The sequence below is a fragment of the Butyrivibrio sp. ob235 genome, assembly GCF_900109475.1.
GTDB lineage: Bacteria > Bacillota > Clostridia > Lachnospirales > Lachnospiraceae > Butyrivibrio.
In genome coordinates, this window is record NZ_FOBE01000022.1 from 25,874 (window position 1) to 44,425 (window position 18,552).

The 18,552-nt window shown below is 35.8% G+C and carries 17 protein-coding genes and 1 pseudogene; all 18 read left to right on the forward strand.

Annotated elements, in window-relative coordinates; all coding sequences use genetic code 11:
• Positions 1 to 102: 102 nt before the first annotated feature.
• The 18 genes and pseudogenes from BMW61_RS14355 to BMW61_RS14440 all read left to right on the forward strand — a co-directional run bounded on the left by BMW61_RS14355 (position 103) and on the right by BMW61_RS14440 (position 18,512).
• On the forward strand, positions 103 to 1,389 hold the full coding sequence (locus tag BMW61_RS14355) for a LicD family protein (protein ID WP_175475222.1): 1,287 nt from the start codon (positions 103 to 105) through the stop codon (positions 1,387 to 1,389).
• A 13-nt stretch (positions 1,390 to 1,402) separates the two neighbouring features.
• Positions 1,403 to 2,767: a Gfo/Idh/MocA family oxidoreductase gene (locus BMW61_RS14360; RefSeq protein WP_091823341.1), complete on the forward strand. Its 1,365-nt coding sequence runs from the start codon at positions 1,403 to 1,405 to the stop codon at positions 2,765 to 2,767.
• 136 nt (positions 2,768 to 2,903) lie between these two features.
• Positions 2,904 to 4,505 carry an AAA family ATPase gene (locus BMW61_RS14365; RefSeq protein ID WP_091823222.1) on the forward strand — a complete coding sequence of 534 codons (1,602 nt, stop codon included), beginning with the start codon at positions 2,904 to 2,906 and terminating at the stop codon, positions 4,503 to 4,505.
• 68 nt (positions 4,506 to 4,573) lie between these two features.
• On the forward strand, positions 4,574 to 5,836 hold the full coding sequence (locus BMW61_RS14370; protein ID WP_091823224.1) for a CDP-glycerol glycerophosphotransferase family protein: 1,263 nt from the start codon (positions 4,574 to 4,576) through the stop codon (positions 5,834 to 5,836).
• Between the two features lie 154 nt (positions 5,837 to 5,990).
• Positions 5,991 to 6,161: a hypothetical protein gene (locus tag BMW61_RS21990; RefSeq protein ID WP_175475223.1), complete on the forward strand. Its 171-nt coding sequence runs from the start codon at positions 5,991 to 5,993 to the stop codon at positions 6,159 to 6,161.
• Complete coding sequence (locus BMW61_RS14375; protein ID WP_091823227.1) at positions 6,158 to 6,733, forward strand: hypothetical protein; 576 nt, start codon at positions 6,158 to 6,160, stop codon at positions 6,731 to 6,733. The genes BMW61_RS21990 and BMW61_RS14375 overlap by 4 nt, the downstream gene beginning before the upstream one ends.
• A gap of 154 nt (positions 6,734 to 6,887) precedes the next feature.
• Complete coding sequence (locus BMW61_RS14380) at positions 6,888 to 7,583, forward strand: hypothetical protein (protein WP_139176341.1); 696 nt, start codon at positions 6,888 to 6,890, stop codon at positions 7,581 to 7,583.
• Positions 7,573 to 8,124 (forward strand): hypothetical protein, encoded by a 552-nt coding sequence (locus BMW61_RS14385; RefSeq protein ID WP_091823232.1) that lies wholly within the window; start codon positions 7,573 to 7,575, stop codon positions 8,122 to 8,124. Before BMW61_RS14380 ends, BMW61_RS14385 begins: the two co-directional genes overlap by 11 nt.
• 1 nt (position 8,125) lies before the next feature.
• The gene (locus BMW61_RS14390) at positions 8,126 to 9,133 is read left to right on the forward strand and encodes an MBL fold metallo-hydrolase (RefSeq protein WP_175475224.1); all 1,008 of its coding nucleotides are present in this window, start codon (positions 8,126 to 8,128) and stop codon (positions 9,131 to 9,133) included.
• Positions 9,134 to 9,186: 53 nt separating this feature from the next.
• A complete protein-coding gene (locus BMW61_RS14395) occupies positions 9,187 to 9,564 on the forward strand; it encodes a CDP-glycerol glycerophosphotransferase family protein (RefSeq protein ID WP_091823237.1) in 378 nt (125 codons plus the stop codon).
• Positions 9,565 to 9,956: 392 nt separating this feature from the next.
• Positions 9,957 to 10,955: a TylF/MycF/NovP-related O-methyltransferase gene (locus BMW61_RS14400; protein ID WP_175475225.1), complete on the forward strand. Its 999-nt coding sequence runs from the start codon at positions 9,957 to 9,959 to the stop codon at positions 10,953 to 10,955.
• A gap of 35 nt (positions 10,956 to 10,990) precedes the next feature.
• Positions 10,991 to 12,133, forward strand: a complete 1,143-nt coding sequence (locus tag BMW61_RS14405; RefSeq protein WP_091823243.1) for a glycosyltransferase — start codon at positions 10,991 to 10,993, stop codon at positions 12,131 to 12,133.
• Positions 12,134 to 12,217: 84 nt separating this feature from the next.
• On the forward strand, positions 12,218 to 13,330 hold the full coding sequence (locus BMW61_RS14410; protein ID WP_091823246.1) for a glycosyltransferase: 1,113 nt from the start codon (positions 12,218 to 12,220) through the stop codon (positions 13,328 to 13,330).
• Between the two features lie 64 nt (positions 13,331 to 13,394).
• Complete coding sequence (locus BMW61_RS14415) at positions 13,395 to 14,669, forward strand: glycosyltransferase family 4 protein (protein WP_091823249.1); 1,275 nt, start codon at positions 13,395 to 13,397, stop codon at positions 14,667 to 14,669.
• A 53-nt stretch (positions 14,670 to 14,722) separates the two neighbouring features.
• Positions 14,723 to 14,983, forward strand: a pseudogene (locus BMW61_RS14420) (transposase); the annotation flags it as partial.
• A gap of 58 nt (positions 14,984 to 15,041) precedes the next feature.
• Positions 15,042 to 16,673 carry a glycosyltransferase gene (locus tag BMW61_RS14425; protein ID WP_091823252.1) on the forward strand — a complete coding sequence of 544 codons (1,632 nt, stop codon included), beginning with the start codon at positions 15,042 to 15,044 and terminating at the stop codon, positions 16,671 to 16,673.
• Between the two features lie 585 nt (positions 16,674 to 17,258).
• The gene (locus BMW61_RS14435; RefSeq protein ID WP_091823254.1) at positions 17,259 to 17,477 is read left to right on the forward strand and encodes a hypothetical protein; all 219 of its coding nucleotides are present in this window, start codon (positions 17,259 to 17,261) and stop codon (positions 17,475 to 17,477) included.
• A 36-nt stretch (positions 17,478 to 17,513) separates the two neighbouring features.
• Positions 17,514 to 18,512, forward strand: a complete 999-nt coding sequence (locus BMW61_RS14440; protein ID WP_091823257.1) for a glycosyltransferase family 4 protein — start codon at positions 17,514 to 17,516, stop codon at positions 18,510 to 18,512.
• Positions 18,513 to 18,552: the final 40 nt, after the last annotated feature.

The window sequence follows — 18,552 nt, forward strand, 5'->3', positions numbered from 1 at the left end:
CAAAGGTGAAAATCAATAAGTACCTAAGTACTGAAATAATCTAATAATCTATGATATAATATAATGCACGAAAATGACAAGGTTTGGAGAGATTACATCCCAATGGCAGAGATGGAAAATATAAATTCCGAAGAAATTGAAGAGACAGAAGAATACATCATAACCGACAGAGTCAGAGGCATCTGGGCTGCAGAGCTTAACATGCTCCGCATCTTCATCGACATATGCGACAGACATGGCCTGACTTATTATATCTGGGCAGGAACCCTTCTTGGAGCAGTAAGGCACAAGGGCTTTATTCCCTGGGATGACGATATCGACGTAGCGATGCCCAGAGCAGACTATGATAAATTTATGGAAATAGCCCAGTCAGAGCTTGATAAAGCCGAAATGGGCAGATACTTCTTACAGAATGACCACACGGATTCCGGCACTTTTATGGGCGGCAAGATGAGAATCCGTGATAATAACACCACCGGAGCTGAAGTCTTAGACCTGACTAGACGCAGTAACTGGGGTATCTGGATCGATATCCTGTGTCTCGACTACGTACTTGAGGACGAGGCAAGGCGACGCGAACAGATCCGCCTCATCGCCAGATACAAGAGACTTTGCAAGACACAGACCTACGGTGAGACAGTTCTTGAATTTCAACAGCTGACAAGTAAACAGAAATTAATATATCACTTTTATGTGAAAAAGCAGGGCAGAGAGGGACTCCTTAAGGGATACAAAGATGCCTGCACCATGTGCCCTAAAGAAGAGGGCAGACTCCTCTTCCCCTTTACAAATTCATTCAATCCTAACGGCTACAGAGTCTACTTTGCAAACGACTTCAAAGAGACAGTAGAGTTGGAATTCGAGGACCTCAAAGTAAAAGCCCCTATAGGCTATGACAGGATTCTCCAGATGTACTACGGAGATTACAACGAGCTTATCCCTGAGAGCCAGAGAAAGCCCAAGCACCTCGGTGTTTTTGATCCGAAGGTACCTTTCCGTGAATACCAGCACAGAATGATGGATATGTTCAAGGGTGTAGAAGACAAGACCCTGGTACTCTTTGGAGCCGGAAATATGGCAGGAACCTACCTTGGGAGACATAGAAACCACAGACCCGCATTCCTGGTGGATAACGGTGTTAAGACCTGGGGAAGATTTGTGGACGGACTACTTGTCTGTGGCCCCGATAAGCTCCTTGAAATCCCTAAGGATAAGCTGCGAGTTATCATTTGTAATATCTACTACCCGGAGATTGCCAAGCAGCTTCAGGAGATGGGAATAGACGACTACTACCTCTTTGCAGAGGACCTGAACGTAGTTAATCAGACACTTTTTGCTGAAGAGCGAATAAATGCACAGATCTGGTCCAAATCCAGAAATAATCAATGAGAGGACTGACAAGTTGAAAAAAGTTATTACATACGGATCATTTGACCTGTTCCATGAAGGACACTACCGCATACTCCAGAGAGCCAAGGCCCTAGGAGACTACCTTATCGTGGGTGTAACCACCGAGAGCTACGATGCCACCAGAGGCAAGCTCAACATAGTAAACTCCCTCATGGAGCGTATAGATGACGTCAGGAAAACCGGCTTTGCCGATGAAATCATAGTTGAGGACCACGTCGGCCAAAAAATAGAAGACATCCAGAAATACCACATAGACGTCTTCGCCATAGGAAGCGACTGGCTCGGTCAGTTCGAATACCTCAAGAAATACTGCGATGTCGTATACCTTGAGAGAACTAAAGGCGTATCCAGCACCCAGAAAAGGGCTAGGAACTACGAAATCGTCCGAATGGGAATAATGGGCACCGGCAGAATTGCTGATAGATTCATCCCTGAAGCCAAGTATGTAAGCGGACTCGACGTCAATGCTGTATATAATCCGCATATCGAAAGCGCCAGATCCTACGCAGAGCGTCATGAGCTCGGTATATTCACAGATGACGAAGAAGAATTTTACAACAGCGTAGATGCAGTCAACATCGCGACACCGCACGAGACTCACTATCAATATATCAAAAATGCCTTAGAGCACGGCAAACACGTCCTTTGTGAGAAACCCATGGTCATTCAGAAGGCACAGGCAGAGGAGCTCTATAACCTTGCAGCTGAAAAGCACCTCATCCTCATGGAAGCCATAAAAACAGCCTACGCACCCGGATTCATTAGACTCCTTAGCCTCGTAGAGACCGGAGTAATAGGTGAGATCAGAGACGTTGAATCCTGCTTTACAAGACTTACTCCAGACACAGTTCGCGAGATGAAGGACACAGTATACGGCGGAAGCTTTACCGAATTCGGAAGCTACACACTCCTTCCCATCGTGAAGATCCTCGGGCCTAACTACAAAGGCGTGAGATTCGAATATTACTCCGCCCCTAACGGTGTGGATGTGTATGCCAAGGCCTTTTTCCGTTATGACAACGCCATGGCGACCTCCAAGACAGGACTCAAGGTTAAATCCGATGGACACCTTCTCATCTCAGGAACCAAGGGCTACATCTTTGTGCCTGCACCCTGGTGGAAGACCACGGAATTCGAGATCTGCTACGAGGACTTCCAGCAAAACGAGAAGGTCTACACCAAATTCCTCGGAGACGGCCTTCGCTATGAGCTGAGCGACTTTGTGTCCGCCATAAACGGTTTCGACAAGGGTGAATTCAAACTCACCAAGGAAGATTCCGAAGCAATTGCGGACATCATGGACAGATTCCTCAAGTGGAGAAAAAGAGTCGGGGCAATTAAGAAGAGCGAGATGTAAATACTGCGGACACCTTGTAGTCATCCATGACGAGAAGATAGACAGAACCAGATGAGACTATGTGCTGAGCTTGGGGTGGACGCGGTTATAAGTAATTACCCCAGCAGGGCGACGACGAGAATTTTGTGGGGGTGTCATGAAACCAATAAACACAACAATATCGACATTCAAAAATCTTATAGAAGCAGATTATGTATATGTTGATAAAACTGAATATATTTACAATATGGTCAGAGAACCTTTTGGGCAGTATTTCTTTTCTCGTCCAAGAAGATTTGGAAAAAGCCTGACTGTAAGTATATTAGAGGCGATTTTTTCTGGGGAAAAGGAGCTTTTTAAAGGGCTCTATATTTATGGTACAGATTATAGTTTTGAGGAATATCCTATCATTCATCTGGATTTTGGAAGAAGTGATAGTACAAATAAAAAGAAATTAGAGGATTGGATAAATAGAGAACTCAGGGAAATCGCGGATAAGAATGAGATTTCAATAAAAGGAAGTAGCCCGGCTCTGTTATTTGGTGAACTGATAAAGGGATTATATAACAAATATGGGAAAGGTGTTGTCATTTTGATAGATGAATATGACAGACCTATTACTAATAATGTTGAAGAGGGAAAAAGAGTCCATGAAATAAGAATTATGATGGAAGCTTTTTATCAGATGATTAATGGCTATGAAAGTATGGAAAGATTTGTATTCCTTACAGGAATAACAAGGTTAAGCCAGGTTTCCATTTTTAGCAAACTCAATAATCTGGATGATATAAGCAGAAAAACAGATTATGCTGGAATGGTTGGTTATACGAATGACGAGCTCGATAGGTATTTTGCAGAATATTTGGATGATGGGGCAAAGAAAACAGGTTGCACAAAAGAGGAATTGAAGTCAAAGCTGGCATACTGGTACGATGGTTTTAAATTTACATTTAAAGATGAAAAGGTCTATAATCCTGTTTCTATAGGACAGTTTTTTAATAATAACTGTGAGTATAGAAATTACTGGTATGCAACAGCTACGCCTACAATGCTGGTTGAACAGGCAAAAAAACAAAAATTGTCTGTAGAAGATATTGAAAATGCTTTTTTTACAGAGGTGTCATACAGTTCATTTGACGTAACTACATTGTCTGGAGATGAACTTAATACACAGATGCTTATTCAGCTATTGTTCCAGAGCGGTTATCTGACATTTGGTGAAAGGATAGAGGGAATTCCTACAACTGCCTATAAGCTTGTGTATCCGAATTATGAAGTTCAGATGTCGTTTGAAATGGAGCTTGCTTCAATTTATGTAGGGCAGGGAGTTCAAGAGATTAATTCTGTGTCTATCATGATTCAGCAGGCAGCAGCGATTGGTAATGTAGCGAAGATGATGGATTTATTAAAAAGTCTTATAGCGGGAATTCCATACAATATTCAGGTGAAACATGAAAAATATTATCAGTCAATGATTTATTTGATATTCAAAATGTGTGGAATGGATGTTGAATCTGAGTGTGTTACCAATATAGGTAGAATAGATGCTGTCATGAGGGCAGCCAACAATATTTATATCATAGAATGCAAATTGGATAAGTCGCCAGAGAAAGCAATCGAGCAGATATATGATATGAAATACGCACAGAAATATCTGATTGAAAAAGAAAAAGGGAAGTCATTAGTAGGAATTGGGATTGATTTCTCCTATGCTGACGGGATAAAAAACATTAGAGATTATAAAGAAATTGAGCTATGATGTTGAGACGGGCTGGATTATGAATAAAGTTATAAAAGAATAGTACAATTGGAATTATTTGTAAGTAAATGAAAGAAAAAACCTACATTAAAAAGCGAATACTCAAGGGAAAATGTCAGAGCTTAGCATTCTACCTCTGCCGAATATTCCCTATAGATAAAAACCTAATAAGCCTATGCACCTTTGAAGGAAAAGGTGGATTTGGGTGTAACCCTAAATATATAGCAGAGGAACTTCACAGAAGAAATCCCAAATACAAATTCGTATGGCTTGTTAATGATGAATCCTGGGAAAAAGAATTTCCGGATTATATCAAAAAAGTAAGAAATTCTTCTCTCTGGAGCAGGGCTTATTGGCTTACCAGATCCAAAATATGGATCGACAATTACAGAAAGCCCCTGGGTACAGTTAAGAGAAAAAGACAGTATTATATTAACGTCAATCATTATACTGTCGGAATTAAGTGCACAGGACTCCTTAGAGGAGCAGGATTCTCCAAGATGGCATATATTGTCAGCAAGAACGATTCCGACATGATAGATGAGCTTATAATTGATTCTAAATGGTGTGAGCAGTGCTTTGATAAGGCTCTGGTATATCATGGACATATGCTGAAAACCGGAGCTCCAAGATGCGACGTCCTCTATGGAGACAGAACAGAGCAGAAGCTGAAATTCAGGAAAAGACATGGCCTTCCGGAAGATGCAAAAGTCTTAATGTTTGCGCCGACTTTCAGAGAAGGTGCTAAAAACGGAGTACGTTCTGTATATTCGGAAGTATGGACAATTGACTTTAGGCGCCTTATTGCCAATCTTGAAAGCAAGTTTGGAGGTGACTGGTATATCTGCGTAAGGGTTCATCCTCAACTTGCTCCAACCTTTAAAGAATACAAAGATGAGGAATTAAAGGATCGTATCATAGACGAGAGCCAGGCAGATGATTTTTATGAACTATTAGCCGGAATGGATGCATATATAACTGATTATTCAAGTGCAATCTTTGAAGCTGGGTTTGCGAAAATCCCATCATTTGTATATGCAGACGACATGGAGAAATACTCGCATGACAGAGGTAGCCTTTACTGGAATCTTACGTCAGATCCGCATGACCATGTAACAAATAATAAAACAGCGCATCCGAATATGGATCTGGTATTCCCGTTTCCCATTGCTACAGACAATGATGAGTTGGAGAAATTGATACAGAGTTTTGACAAAACAAACTATGAAGATGGACTCGACATATTCCACAAAACCATCGGGCTTATATTTGAAGGGAATGCGAGTCAGAAGCTGGCGGATAGGATTGAAGAAATGATTAACTTGAAATGAATAAAAGTTTTAAAAACAAGGACAATTCTTGATTTTTTGTCCTATTTATTCTAAAATTCATATATTTTTAATGGTTAATCCTATAAGAAATGGTTAAAATAAAATTAGATAAGTATGTGGTTACTGCAGAAGCAGTGGCTTGGAGGTGATATTTATGTTGCAGAATAAAGCATATACAATCAATCCCGAGAAATCGAAGGAATTTTTTGAAATGCTTTCAAGAAGTGCACCAAGCAAAAGCGATTGGAAGCGGATAAAGAAAGAAGCACAAGTATTAGATAAAAAAAGACTGGATGCTCTTTTTGAAAGAAGAAATAGCAAATGATTTTTGAATTTATTCCTATAGACAAGACGCTTAAAACTGTGATACAGGAATTTGATTGTGGGACGGATACATATAATTCATTCTTAAAAGAAAATGCTCTTGATTGGATGGCCAATGGCTATGCCACAACTTATGTTGCTGTAGATAGTGATGAAAATGCTGATGGGAACATATCAAAAATATATGGCTATGCTTCAATTAACGCAACCGGATTACTTGGCAAGAATTTAGATAAAAAGAAGTATCTTTCATGTGCTGAAATCAGATTGTTTGCGGTAGCTAAAGCTCTTAGAGGGGACGAGGCTGTAGATATTGACGGAGTTAGATATAGCTACAAAGTGTTTCAGGCATTGATGCAAGAATTATTTTACATAGCAACATCTACAATTGGGTTCTGTGCGGTCACACTTAATTCAAATGATGATGGGTTGGACTTGTATACAAAATTTGGATTTGTCCATTCGGAGGATTACTTACTTCCTGAGGATGAAGAGAAAATAGATATAGAGGATTGTACACCATTAGTTTTCTCTTTCTTGGGTGAAGATGCATTGTACAAATTATTTGAATAAAGAATAAGAGAGATTCTAAATTTTTACGTTTCGCTTAAGGAGTCTTGGTGAGATGGTTTAGAATCTCTTTTTTGAAAGTAAGTGCTTTTTATTCAATCATGCGGTGTTGGATAGGATATTTGATATGTCTAGAAAGGTGAGCTAAAAGGATTAGATGATAAGTGTAGAGAAAAATAGAAAGTTCTATTCGTCCTCAATTGTCCTTATTGGGGATTTTTCTCCAATGATGTTTCAACCATATTGGTTCAAACATTGTGAAATTTTAAATGATGAAGAATTTAATGCTATCAAGGAAATGGGCAAAACAATAATTTCTGATCATTTGACTGTTTTTGAAACGGAGAATTTGGCATTTAATATAGAAGAAAAGAGGTTTACTATTATTGCAAAGAAGGAGCCGTTTGAGATTATGTTAGATACTTTTGATCGCATTCAGGAAAAACTTGACTCTGTTCTGATAAAAAAATTCGGTATTAATTTTTCTTTTCACGTTGATCTTGAATCAATGGAGAATTTTAAAACTTTCGGCGATGTTATTGCGCCTAAACAGTATTGGCACACTTTGTTTGAAGGTGATAAGGATACTACAGAAACGACTAATGGTTTGGCTTCTATTACCATGCGTAAACAAACAGACTTTGGTGTCATAAATGTCAAATTGGAATCATCTGCTATTTTTACACACGCAGTTTTTTTTAATTTTAATTTTCATTTTGATGTGGATACGAAGGAATCATTTGATATTTTGGATGTTAATGATTGTATTGGTGAACAATATGTTGATTTTGCAAATTATGCAGATTATATAGCGCAGAAACTTCTAGAGGAGGTTCTTGCTGATGGCAAGTAAAACAATATCAAGACTTTTGAATAGATCTAACAAGAACATATACATTAGTTCATTTAATGAGGATAATAAGGTTGCGGATTCTTTTGCGTCTTATTGTTTTGATGAAATTAAATCTAATATTTCATTGGATCATGATTACGATTCGACAGAGAAAAAGTACGAAGAACAGAGTGAAGAAGAGTCATTTTTTGTGAGCGAAAAGGTGATTTTTGAGCATTTTGAGAAAGAAAAAAAGCTTCTGGGAACCATTGCGAGTGTTAACTATGCGGAACATACTTTTTCAGCAATTTTAGTATCGACGGATGATGGCATTTCTCGAGATGTAGTGTTTTCGTTAGATGATTTATCAGAAGAGCAAAAGGCATTTGTTGAGGTTGGAAGACGCATTATATATATATATGGAAAGCAATATCGCAATGGAACAGTAACAAATGTTTCATGTATACATTTTAGGAATAATTCTAGATGGACTCAAAGAGAAATTGAACTGAAAGAGAAAAGGGCGATGGAACTTTATAACTTACTTAATGATGGAATGTAATATGCTCGAAATAATAGTATTTGGAAAAGGATATGGCGAAGCAATATTAGTCCGAGTAAATGAAAAATGGATTGTTATTGATTCATTTATTGAGCATAAATCCATGCAACCCATAGCCTTGAAGTATTTTTCTGATAAAGGATATGATATTGAGGACATTGTTGGAGTCATATGCTCGCATTGGGATACCGATCATGTGAAAGGTATAAGTGAAATAATTGAGCAGCATAGTGATGGATTGTCAGTTTGTCTCCCTATCGCATATAATGATACCCGTTTCACAGAGTATGTTTTATTTAATGCGGATGAAACTATTGGAATCACTAGTGAATTTCTAAAGGTACTACGGCTTATTAAGAAAAAGAGTGGGAATAGGGTATATGCCATTTCTGATAGGAATTTGTTTCAAAAGGAGATAGGTGATCCAGAGGTATGTTTAAAAGCGCTATCACCAAATGATAATCAGTATACAAAATTTTTGGATTCGATATCGATACCAACAAAAGGACAAAGGAAAACTCATATTTCGCTTGAAGAAAATAAGATATCAATAGTTGCGTATATCAAAACATGTATTGATGCTATATTGCTCGGTGGGGATATGGAAAATTCTCAAGATGGCTGGGAATCAATTTGCGACAACTTTAATGATGCTAAATGTCATGTTTTTAAAATACCGCATCATGGAAGTCAAAACGGTTACAACGGAAGTGTGTGGGGACGTATTGTTGATAGACCGATATCTATTATTACACGGTATAATCCGAGCAACTTGCCTACTGATGAGATGGTTGAAAAAATTGCAAAAGAATCATCATCTGTTTATGTAGTTGGATCGCGTCCTAAAAAGGATAGAAGCACTATAAATATAGTGAAGAAATATGGGGATCATGGTACGATAAAAACAATGTCCATGTTGGATGCTGATTATGGATATGTAAGGATTTACAAGAAGACAAAGGATGAGCCTTGGGACATTGAAACATATGGGGCAGTTGAGATTCATTAGGAATGCTCATTTCTCAGATATAGATCTAGTAACATGGCTGTTTTGTTTGCGATATGCTTAATGGAGCACTGTATTACAAGGATGAAAGGCTTCAGTGCAGAATTATTGATGAAAGCCAGGCGGATGATTTTTATGAGATTCTTGCCGGAATGGATGCCTATATAACGGATTATTCCAGTGCAGTATTTGAAGCAGGATTTGCAAAAATACCATCCTTCATATATGCGGATGATATTAGCAAGTACTCGAACGACAGAGGGAGTTTGTATTGGAATCTGACAACTGATCCCCATGACCATGTAACCAATAATAAAGCAGCGCATCCAGATATGGATCTGATATTCCCGTTCCCAATAGCTACGAATAATAATGAGATGGATTCGATAGAAGTAGTTACGAAGCTGGACTTGATGAGTTTCATGAAAAAATAGGACTTGTTTTTAACGGGAAGGCGAGTGAGAGGCTGGCAGACAGGATAGAGGACATGCAATAATATTATAGTTTATAGTACTAATATTTACACCAAAAGCAAAATAATACAGTTATTGTTGAAAGTTTATGATAAATAAAAGTATAGCAATCAAATCAGTTTGAGTAAAATTTTAGAAGTATATGAAATGAAAATAGTTAAAACGTAGCAGAATAGAATGTTTACATTGAATTATGGATTTATTGTACTTCAAAGGAAAGAAAAATCTATTATTCCAAAGTGTCAATTGATAAAGTTGAGGATGAAATTTATGAAAAGAGAAAAGAAATCAAATATGATATCAGAGATGCTGTGATTAGAATAAATATTATTAATCTAGAGAGGATTTATAACATGAACATTTATATTTGGGGAACAGGACGCTTAACAGGCAAAGTTGTAGATAGGCACATTCCACTAAATCGTATTACAGGATTTGTTGATAATGATGCATCAAAGAAAGAATACATGGGAAAACCAGTATATACACCATTAGAGGTGGCTTCCATGAATTATGATGCCATACTTGTATGTAATCTCTATTCAGATCAGATACTTGAGCAGTGTAAAGAAATAAAAATAGATCGTAATAAAGTTATTTGTCTATATAATAATTGCAAAATTGATGATGTAAATATTGATTATGAATTTGTGAAAGCTGTTGTAGGCGAAGAATATGCAAAAGTAGTAATGGATCGCTATAAGATAGTACGAGGTGTAGAGGCATATGGAGATTTATTCCTTGAAAATTGTGAAAGACGAGATATGCTTCAAGGATACATGCGAACAGATTATGTGCGCATAAAGTGCTTTGAGCTGGCAGTAAAAGAGATTCGCAAAAGGAAAATAGGTGGAGCAGTAGCAGAGCTTGGAGTGTTCCGAGGTGAATTTGCTCAATTCATAAATGCTGCGTTTCCAGATAAGACCTTGTACTTGTTTGATACGTTTGCGGGATTTAATGCAAATGAGGCACTAGATGAAAAGAAAAAAGGTAATTGTAGCGAATCTTTTATTGAAGCATATAAAAAAACAGATATTAGTATAGTCTTAGATCGTATGACTAACCTCGATTCTGTGGTTATTAAACAGGGATTCTTTCCGGAATCACTAGGACAACTTGAAGAGAAATTTGCTTTTGTATCACTAGATGCAGACTTTGAGGAGTCTATTTATCAAGGTCTTGTGTATTTCTACCCAAGACTAGAAAAAGGGGGTTATATCTTTATTCATGACTATTCTAGCGATCTTTTGGGGGTTGAAAAAGCTGTTGATCGCTATGAAACCGATAATGATATAAAAATGTGTAAAGTACCGCTTTGTGATGCAAATGGTACTTTAGTAGTAACTAAGTGATGAAGAATATTATTTAGAAAAAGAGATTTGATTCAATGGATAAAATAAGAGTTTTGCAATTTCCTATCGCTAATTCATATGGAGGGATTACCCATTATGCATTAGATAATTGGTATCGAATGGATAAAGAAAGGTTTCATTGCGATTTTGCTACTATGAGTAAAGGACTAACCTTTGCTGATGAGGTTGAAAAGACAGGTGCTCGAATTTTCTATTTGTCTTGTTATCCTACGGAGAATGAGCAGCAATTCAGAAGAGAGTTCAATGCAATTTTGGATAACGGATATGATGTAGTACACTTGCACACAAAGCAATGGAAGAATTTTATAGTAGAAGATATATGTAAAAAAAGGAGAATAAAAAAAGTCATTGTTCATTCTCATTGTACTAGATGTGATAATAATGATCAGGAGATAAGAAGGCAAGAGACTATTATTCATGAGGAAATAAAGAAACAGTTTTCTGAAGATATGGCGACAGATTTTTGGGCGTGTTCTTCTGATGCTGCAGATTGGTTATTTGGAGAGCAAATACCAAAAGATAGAATAAAGATAATGAAAAATGCCATAGATGTAGACAAATTTTTATACAACGAAGAAATTAGAAGAAAAGTGCGTAACGAACTTGAAATAGCAGATGATGAATTTGTGATAGGAAATGTTGGGAGGCTATGTTATCAAAAGAATCAGGGAATGCTTATTAGTGCTTATGCGGATATGCTTGAACGGGGAAGAAAATCTAATTATTCTCAAGTAGGTAAAACAAAGTTGATAATTGTTGGCGAGGGGGATTTTAGAAAGGCTATAGAGCAACAGATACAGGAGTTGGGTTTAACTGATAAAGTAATACTATTGGGGTTAAGAAATGATACAAATGAGTTATATCAGGCTTTTGATCTTATGACAATGACTAGCAGATTTGAAGGATTGGGAATTGTATTAATTGAAGCCCAGTGTAGTGGTTTAAAATGTTTGGTTAATGCTACTGTACCTAAAGAAGCGGAGATTACCAAAAGAGTAGTATGGGTTGAAAATGATATAGATTCATGGAGTAAGGCACTTGTTTCTAATTTGGAAAAGTGCGATAGAGAAAATATGAAATCTAAAATCATGATTAGTGGCTACGATCTTGATTCACAAATTAAGATAATAGAAAATGAATATGATTGTAAGTTTTAAATATTTGGCGTAATCTGAAATGCAATTATTCCGGTATAAGGTGTTGCTTGTGGTTAAATATAACCAAAAAATATTGAGGTTTATATGAGTAAAAAAGTAAAAGTATTACATCGAGTTTCTAGTTCTGGAGTTGGTGGGATGGAAAAGTATGTTTTTGAACACTGTAAGAAAATGGACAGAGATCTTTTCCATTTTGATCTGCTTTCAAGAAATTGTGAGTTGACGAAAAATAAAAATGTGCAGGATTTGGGAATGAAAGTTCGTTCATTTTCTATACCAGAGTTTCAGGATAGAGATTTGCTAAAAAGGCAAATAGGAGAAATTCTTGATGATGGATATGATGTAATACATTTAAATACATGTATGTGGGCAGGCTTCCTAATAGAAGAAATGGCTATGGAGAGAGGTATTTCTAAAGTTATAGTGCATTCTCATAGTAGCGGTGTTGATAGTGTTGATGCTTTAAAGAGAAAGCAATTTATAGAGAGGCATGAATATTACAAAGCAAGATTTGGTAAAGAGTATGCCACCCATTTTTGTGCATGTTCCTTAAATGCAGCAGAATGGCTTTTTGGGCCTCAGATTCCAAAAGAAGATATACATATTTTGAAAAATGCAATCGAGGTTGAGGATTATTTATATAACGAAAAGATAAGAAAAGAAGTTAGAGATGAACTGGAACTGGGAGATGCATATGTAATAGGAAATATTGGTAGATTTGCTTATGTAAAGAATCAATCTTTTTTAATTGATGTATTCTGTGATGTTCATAAGTATAATCCAAATAGTAAGCTAATCATTATTGGAGGAGGGGAACTGGAAGAACAGTTATCACGAAAAGTATCAGAATTAGGGCTTGATTGTTCGGTATTGTTATTAGGGTGGAGAGACGACATTCCAAAGCTATATCAAGCCATGGATTTGTTTGCACTACCATCATTTTTTGAAGGACTTCCAATTGTTGGTATTGAAGCTCAAACATCTGGGCTTCCGACACTTATGAGTAATCATATAACGGAGGAAGCTATAGTGACTGAAAATGCTAAATTACTACCTTTGGACAAAGATGCATGGACTAAAGAGATAATTTATTTTATGAGTAGAGTAAAGCGCAATAACATGGAAAAGATTATTACTGATGCTGGGTATAATATTAAATATGCAGCAAAAGAACTGGAAAGAATATATTTAGAGTAGGCTGTACTAATTGCTTACTATGCAAGGAAGTAGTTTTATAAATGATTAAGGATGATGAATTATTATGCACATAGTATTTGTAACACCTGAATTGGCTACAATAGATAACGCTTCTGGTGGTCTAGCGACGTTTACATCCAATATTGCAAGATTGTTTTCACAACATGGCCATTTTGTGGAAATAATTCTTGTGACGACGAAAGAAGAAAAAATAGTATTTGATAAAGAAATTAAACTGTATAACGTTAATGTAAAAAAAAGTGAGTGGGAAGTGTATGACTCTATTTCGAGATCTATTGCTATTAGTGAACAAGAAACTAAGGAAAAAAGAGTATTTTTGACAAATATTTATAAAGCACATAAAGTAAAAGAACTAATTCAAAGTATTCATAGAGAAAATGAAATTGATTTGATTCATTTTTGTAATCACGGATCATATTCATTATTTATGGATAGATCTATCCCATATGTTATTAGGGTTTCTGGGTTCATGAATATATTGTTTCATGGGGCAGATATAGTTGGCGGTAGTGTAAAATATAAAGATAATGAGTTAGCCTTGCGCGACAAACTTGAAATAATGGATATGAAAAAGTGTGGATATATCATATCACCAAGCTATTTACTTGCAGAGATAGCTAAAGACGAGTTGAGTCTAGATTCGACTATTATAGAGAGTCCATTTATACTTAACAGCAAGAGTTGGAAAGAAGATGCATATATAGAACTTGAGGATAAGAATTACATTCTGTTTTATGGTACTATGCGTATTCTCAAAGGAATACATGTAATAGCTAATATAGCAAAGGGATTGCTACAGAAACATAAAGATTTGTATATAGTGTTATGCGGTAAAGATACAATACTGTCAAAAAAATCATTAAATATGCATGGGGATGAGGAAATCCAAGCATCAAAGTATGTGAAGAGCATGGCAGGAAACTATGCGGATAGAGTAATTGTAATGGGGCAGTTGTCGAGAGAGTATTTGTATCCGGTGATTAATGGAGCAGAGCTGGTAATTCTACCATCACGAATTGAGAATCTTTCAAATGCATGTATTGAATCCATGGCGCTTGGGAAAATAGTGGTAGGGACGAATGGTGCAAGTTTTGAACAGCTTATAGAAAATGGAGTAAGTGGATTCCTTTGTGAACGCGATAATTCGGATGATTTTCTTTCCGTTATTGAAAAAGTACTTAGTCTAACTGAAGAGGAAAAAATTAGTATAATAAAAGCTGCAAAGGAGAGGATACAGGAACTTGAACCAGAGAAGGCATATAAGAGATTTTTGAATTACTATAATAATGTAATAGAGAAGTGGAATAATGAAGCATAAATACATATCTGTATGCAATGCGGAATATTACATTTTTTACATAATGGTGGTGAGTAGTTAGCGAAACTCACAAGAACTCTGATTTTATAGACCTACTTAAAAAACTTGATGGCTTGTACCCCAAAGGGGATGTCATTAGGATTATATGTGATAATCACTCTGCTCATAAGTCCAAGGAAACACGCAATTATCTTGCCACATGCCCGGAAGGAAGATTTGTTTTTGTGTTCACTCCCAAGCATGGATCCTGGCTAAATATGATAGAGAGTTTTTTTAGCAAAATGACCAAGCAAATGTTAAAAGGCATTCGAGTAGCGGTATGCTTCAGACATATATAATAGCACATCTGTCAAAGATGTGAAGGAAGAAAATATGATAATAATATGGGGAACAGGAAAAAGAGCTAAAGAATTTGTATCATTATTAGAGAAGTATAGATTGGTACTTCCTCAAAGCTTAAAAAAGATAATACCTGAAATAGATTTTTTTATTGATTCCAATTCAGATTCAGGTGTTTTTTTTGGTAAGAAAGTTAAAAATCCTAAAGATATAAAATGGGATGAAGATGGCTTAAAATGCATAGTTGCCATTGCAGCATATAATTCTATTATAGAATCTGCGATTAAAAAATATGGGATAGAATTACATAAGGTGTTAGTGCCTTACGATCGTGAAATGGACAGAATAGACAGACTTTTAATAGAAGAATATCGAAAAAAGCCATTTCCGGTGAACGATGATATTTTTTTGCAGACATTAAAAATATCTAGTAAGCTTATATCATGTAAAACGAGTAAAGAGTTAGCAGTTAAGTTAGTTGAATTAAAAGAGCATTACAGAGCAGCGCAGATATGTCATGCGTTATTCTTTTTGTATCATAATGATACGAGAGAACTGGTTAATGCTATGATGCTTATTAAGTCTCAAAAACTAAAAACAGTAAATCATGTTTGTATGGTGTGTGCGGTTATGCGTAATGGAGGCGCAGAAAAAGTTGTGTCAAATCTTATGCCAATTATTGTAAATGAAGGGTATAAGGTTTCTTTGATTACTAAAAAAGAGGAAAAAGATGAATATCCAATATGCCAAGTAGTAGATAGGTATATTATAGAGGATAGTTTTTATAAAAGTTCTTTTTCTTTTTGTGATAAATATGAAAAAATTATATTGGATAACAAGATAGATGCTTTATGTATACACATTCCATATTTTGGAATTGAGTATGAATATCTAGTAATGTTATGTGTGTTGCTCGGAATAAAAGTGTATACACAGAATCATACAAGTATTGATGTTTTTACAAGGCGGTATGGAAATATAAAAGAATGCGCTCATATATATAAATTGTTAGATTATTTAATTACGCTTTCTAAGTATGATGAAGAACAGTGGAATAGTATAGGAATAAATGCAAAATGTATTACTAATCCTGTAGGGATGGAAAAGAATATAAATATTTCTGGTAAAAATAATAGGCATAAGATTATTTGGGTTGGAAGAATAAATAACACAGTAAAAGCAGTTAATTCATGTGTTTGGATTATGCGAGAATTAAGGAATTTAGGTTCGGATGCAACCTTAACTATCTTTGGGGCAGTAGATGCACAAAAGGATATAGAAATATTAAAAAAACTAATACATGAGAATGCGTTGGAAAGTATTATTTGCATTAATGATTTTGTAAGTAATCCAGATGAAATATATGCGGATGCAGATGTGATGATCATGACATCCCCAGGAGAGGGATTTCCTATGGTATTACTTGAATCAAAGGCATACGGTTTGCCTACAGTGATGTTTGATCTTCCATATTTATATTTTGTTGAGGAAGGAAAAGGAATTATAACAGTAACGCAAGGAGATCATAAACAAATGGCAAATGAGATTTTCAATCTTTTCCAAAATGAAGAAAAATATAAAAAGTTGTCAAAAGAGGCTCTGGAAAGCTATAAAGAGTATTGTAAGATTGATATTGGGGCTAAGTGGAAGGAAATATTGAGCTGAGGTATAGATAATTATGAAGGAATGTATCGATTTCTTTAGATATTATGAAAAACACATTATTCATATAAAGAATTCAAAAAACTAAAGCCAGAAATGAAATGGTTATATTATTATCGAATACTTCATAATCGAACAAACAGTAAGTATACATATAAGTACTACAAGAAGAAATTTCAGAAACTATCACTTATTACGGGTATACAAATTCCATATAAGACAAAAATTGGCGAGGGTTTTTACATTGGACATACTGGAAGAATAATTATTAACCCGGAATCGATTCTTGGGAAAAATATAAACATTGCTACTGGAGTGACAATAGGACAAGAGAATCGTGGGAGACGGAAAGGTGCACCTGTAATAGGCAACAATGTATGGATTGGTACGAATTCAGTAATTGTTGGAAGAATTACTATTTGAGATGATGTACTTATTGCTCCACTAAGCTTTGTGAATGTGGATGTTCCATCTCATTCAATTGTAATAGGCAATCCGGCAAAGATTATTCATAGAGACAATGCTACTGAGGGATATATTAATAGGACGTTATGATATTACTGAAGACCAAGGATAAGGATATAAAATATGCATATACTATTTGTTACGGATGAACTGGCAACAGCAGATAAACCATCAGGGGGATTGGCAACGTTTACAGCAAATATTGCCAGATTATTTCATAAAAAAGGGAATAAAGTTGGGATTATCGTTGTTACAATAAAGGAGACAGATATTATTTTTGACCCTGGTATTGAGATATATAATATATGCGTTCCAAAACTTGAATGGGATGTATTTGATTAGATAGCTGGGTATAGCGTGATATCACATGAAGCAAGGGTGGAAAGAAAGGGAGCCTTATTTAATATTTATAGGGCTCATAAGGTAAAGGAGTTAGTAGATACAATCAATAAGACGAATCATGTGGATTTTATTCATTTTAGTAATCATGGATCTAATTCATTATTTTTTGATAGAAGTATACCATATACTATAAGAACTTCAGGGTTTTATAATATTTTGTATAATGGTGCAAGTAAAATAGGTGGTAGTTTACAATATTCTGACAATCCAGAGAACGATAGACAGAAATTAGAAGTGATCGCGATGAGAAACGCTAAAAGTGTAATTGCTCCTAGTAATTTACTTGCAAATATCGCAAACAACGAATTGGGTATAAAAACAGATGTCCTAGAAAGCCCTTTTGTTTTTAACAAAGATAATTGGAACAGTACAGTTTACGATACCATTTCTATGGATGGGAAAAAATATGTGTTGTATTATGGAACATTTCGTATATTGAAAGGAATACATATAATAGGGCAAATTGCGAAAGAATTATTAGGGAAACATCAGAATCTGAAGCTAGTTTTATGTGGTAGAGATGAACAAATAAATATCTGCGGTGAAATGATGGCATCTGATTATGTTAAGGAGATGGCAGGCGAATATGCTGATAGAGTAGTTTATGCCGGACAGCTTACCAGGGAATATCTTTATCCGGTAATTGAAGGGGCAGAAATGGTTATTCTGCCATCAAGGATAGAAAATCTATCAAATGCATGTATTGAATCTATGGCCATGGGCAAAATTGTAGTAGCTACAGATGGAGCAAGTTTTGAGCAATTAATTGATAATGGGAAAAGTGGATTTCTATGTGAGAGAGACAATCCAAATTCATACTTGCAGGCTGTTGAGAAAGTACTTGTACTTACATCGTGTGAAAAAGAACGAATGGTAAATACAGCTAAGGCTCGAATTAGTGTCTTGGAGCCAGATAATTCATATAATAGGTTTTTGGAATACTATAATAAAATAATAAAGGAGTGGGATAATTAATATGTATTTTATGGCAGGGTGTATTATAGCTTATATTCAA